1 protein-coding gene and 1 pseudogene are annotated in these 2674 nt (G+C 70.2%); both read right to left on the bottom strand.

What is annotated here, in order from left to right:
* Positions 1 to 196 precede the first annotated feature (196 nt).
* Positions 197 to 1180 carry a TerC family protein gene (locus AAHZ94_RS32330; protein ID WP_349997271.1) on the bottom strand — a complete coding sequence of 328 codons (984 nt, stop codon included), beginning with the start codon at positions 1178 to 1180 and terminating at the stop codon, positions 197 to 199.
* A 294-nt stretch (positions 1181 to 1474) separates the two neighbouring features.
* Positions 1475 to 2674 (bottom strand): annotated as a pseudogene (locus tag AAHZ94_RS32325) (TerD family protein); the annotation flags it as partial.

Raw genomic sequence — 2674 nt, 5'->3', positions numbered from 1 at the left:
CCCCCCCCCCGGGGCCCCCCCCCCCCCCCCCCCCCCCGGGGGGCGGCCGCGGGGGGGGCCCCCGGGCCCCCCCCCCCCCCCACCCCGCCCCCCGGCGCCCCGCCCCGCGGGGCCACGGTCGTGTGCGAGGGGGTACGGAGCCCGCCCCGGCCGCGGCCCCAAGGGCTACGGCCGGGGCGGCGAGCGCCTCGGCACGTCAGGCGTCGACGTCGTCCTTGGCCCCGTCCTCCGCCGCGGCCTGCTGCTTCGCGGCACGCAGGCTGGTGATGGTGGTGACGACGAGCACCGCGCAGATCACCCCGAGCGAGACCGGGATGCTGATCTCGGGAACGTTGACGCCGGACTCGTGCAGCGCGTGCAGCACCAGCTTCACCCCGATGAAGCCGAGGATCACCGACAGGCCGTACGAGAGGTGGACCAGCTTCTTCAGCAGGCCGCCGATGAGGAAGTAGAGCTGTCGCAGCCCCATGAGGGCGAAGGCGTTCGCCGTGAAGACGATGTACGGGTCCTGGGTGAGCCCGAAGATCGCAGGTATGGAGTCCAGGGCGAACAGCACGTCGGTGGTGCCGATCGCCAGCATCACGATGAGCATCGGGGTGATCAGCCGCTTGCCGTTCTCGACGATGAACAGCTTGGTGCCGTGGTACTTGTCGGTCGACGGGACGCGGCGCTCCACCATCTTGAGGAGGCGGTTCTCCTCGAACTCCTCGTCCTCCTCGTCGGCCCGCGCCTCCTGGATGAGCTTCCACGCGGTCCAGACGAGGAAGGCGCCGAAGATGTAGAAGACCCAGGCGAAGTTGGCGATGATCGCGGCGCCCGCGCCGATGAAGACGGCCCGCAGGACCAGCGCGATCAGCACGCCCACCATCAGCACCCGCTGCTGGTATATCGACGGCACCGCGAACTTCGACATGATCAGGACGAAGACGAAGAGGTTGTCCACGCTCAACGACTTCTCGGTGATGAACCCCGCGAAGAATTCGCCGGAGGGCTGACCACCCCCGAAGATGAAGAGCCCGAGCCCGAACAGGCCGGCCAGGGCGACCCAGACCGCCGTCCAGATTCCGGCCTCCTTGATGGAGACCTCATGCGGCTTGCGGCCACCGATGAAGAAGTCGATGGCGATGAGGGCTGACAGACCAACGATGGTCAGCGCCCAGGTGGCGAACGAAACGTCCACTGCTCCTCCGGCAGATTGCGTACGGCAACTCTCAGCGTTGTCGCTGCCGGAGGTCTCTTCCGCCTGAGTCGACCACATGCCCATCGGCCGACCCGACCGACGCCCCGGGACCGAGGTCCGTGATGACGGGAACGCCGCACTCGGGAGTACTCCCCTCCGCACAAAGAAGCGTACAGGAAAACCCAAGGAATAGTAAAGAGGGTAAAGTGTGAGCTAAATGCGCGGAAGGTGGCGAGCATGCGACGGCCCCGATCACCGAGCCGGTGATCGGGGCCCTCGTCGAGCTCCTGGGCTTTAGTCCGCCACGTCGTGCTGCCGGTAGGACTCCCTGGCCTGCGTGACCTGCCCGAGCACCCGCGTGACCACCTCACTGCCCTGCGGAATCAGCGACGGCTCGAACGTCCAGGCGTGGCCCACCCACGGGTCGGCCAGATGGTCGTCGGGGATCGGCGTCACACGCAACAGCGCACGCCACAGCGGGTCGAGGATCGGCCCGTAGGCCCGCGCGTCCTCCCGGTCGGCCACCATCATCAGATGGACGCCCACGGAGGGCCCCTCGTCCGCCAGGTACCGCAACTGGGTCACCGCGCGGTCGTCGAACCCGTGCGGGAAGTCGTTGACGATCAACAACTGCTGAGCGGTGTCCACCTCGCTGGGCAGCGCATCGACGGCGCCGCTCCGCACCGCCATCTGCACCAGGTCAACCCGCTGGGTCAGCTTGGCCAGCACCGCCGACACGCCCTGAGCCCCGCTCGCCGGCGGCTCCTGGAGGACACCCGTGCTGGTCAGCGGCGTGAGGGCGGAAGCACCCGCCCCCGCAGGATCGATCACGTGGACCGTGAACTCGCCCACCGGGTAGACGGCGATCAGGCGAGCGGCGTGCGCCACGGCGCTCTCCATCGCCAGGCGGCGCAGCTCCGTCGAGTCGACCATGGCGGCATCCGGCGACCCACCACGCCCGCTGTCCACCCAGAGCCCACGTTCCAACGGGAGCCGCACGATCATCGGGATGCGCAGCTCCGTACGCTCCGGAAGGTGCAGGTCACCGAGGCGCATCGCCATGGGGAGTTCCATCGGCACCTCATAGCCCTGCCAGACCGGGCTGGCCCAGCGGGCGTAGGCGGGCGGCAGCGCGGGCTCGACGACCTCCGCCTCGGCGGCGAGCTGGGCCAGGTCCCGGTCCAGCACGGCACGGGCCTGCTCCACGAGCTCGGTGTGGCGGGCCCGCGCCTGGGTGCGTGCGGCATCGGCCTGCGGTCCGACGCGGGTGCGCGGGTCCGAGAGCACGGAGTCGAGCTCCTTCTCCATCCGCGAGTCCGCGAAGTCGACGGCGCTGCGGTACGCGGCCACGGTCCTGGCCAGGTCTTCGAACATGCCCCAGACCTGGTTGTACAGCCGCTCCTCCAGCGTCCAACCGGCGGCGTCCCCGGCGACCGGCTGCGGTGGCTGGCCCTCCGGGCCCGGCGGTGGGGCCCCCGGGGCCGGGGGGGGGGG

The sequence above is a fragment of the Streptomyces sp. HSW2009 genome (assembly GCF_040240285.1).
Taxonomy (GTDB): domain Bacteria; phylum Actinomycetota; class Actinomycetes; order Streptomycetales; family Streptomycetaceae; genus Streptomyces.
The sequence above is the reverse complement of the archived record's forward strand: the minus strand, read 5'-3'. Positions and strand labels throughout refer to the sequence as shown.